The organism is Mesorhizobium sp. M4A.F.Ca.ET.020.02.1.1 (assembly GCF_004022645.1).
Taxonomy (GTDB): domain Bacteria; phylum Pseudomonadota; class Alphaproteobacteria; order Rhizobiales; family Rhizobiaceae; genus Mesorhizobium.
The window spans coordinates 1-578 of record NZ_RZOI01001346.1; the positions used below are offsets into that span (position 1 = coordinate 1).

Sequence of the window (578 nt, forward strand, 5' to 3'; positions counted from 1 at the left end):
GCCCGATCGCATCAAGGGCCACGGCAGCCATCAGCCTTCGCGCATCGCCCGCGTCTTCCAGGCACTGCTCGAGATGGCGATGCGGGCGAAATGGCTGGTGCTGTCGGCGACCGCCGGGCTGTTCGCGCTGTCGGTCGTTGCCATGGGCTTCGTCGGCCAGGAGTTCTTCCCGAAGTCCGACCGGCCGGAGGTCATGGTCGACCTCACCCTGCCGCGCACCGCCTCGATCAAGGCGACCGGCGCGGTGGTGGAGCGCGTGGAAAAGCTGCTCGCCGCCGATCCGGACATCGACCATTGGAGCTTCTATGTCGGCCAGGGCGCGGTGCGCTTCTACCTGCCGCTCGACGCGCAGCTCGCCAATGACTTCTTCGCCCAGGCGGTGGTGGTGACCAAGGGTCACGCCGTGCGCCAGGCCGTCATCGACCGGCTGGAGACGAAGCTGTCGACCGGCTTAGACGACGTCATGGCCCGCGTCACGCCGCTCGAACTCGGCCCGCCGGTCGGCTGGCCGCTAAAATTCCGCGTCAGCGGTCCGGACCCGGACAAGACACGCAGCCTCGCGCAGCAGTTCGCGCAGG

1 protein-coding gene is annotated in these 578 nt (G+C 68.5%); it reads left to right on the forward strand.

Translation table 11 applies throughout. The annotated features are described in order from the left end of the window. On the forward strand, nucleotides 1-578 hold a 578-nt coding region (locus EN742_RS37065; RefSeq protein WP_148670622.1), incomplete at both ends, for an efflux RND transporter permease subunit.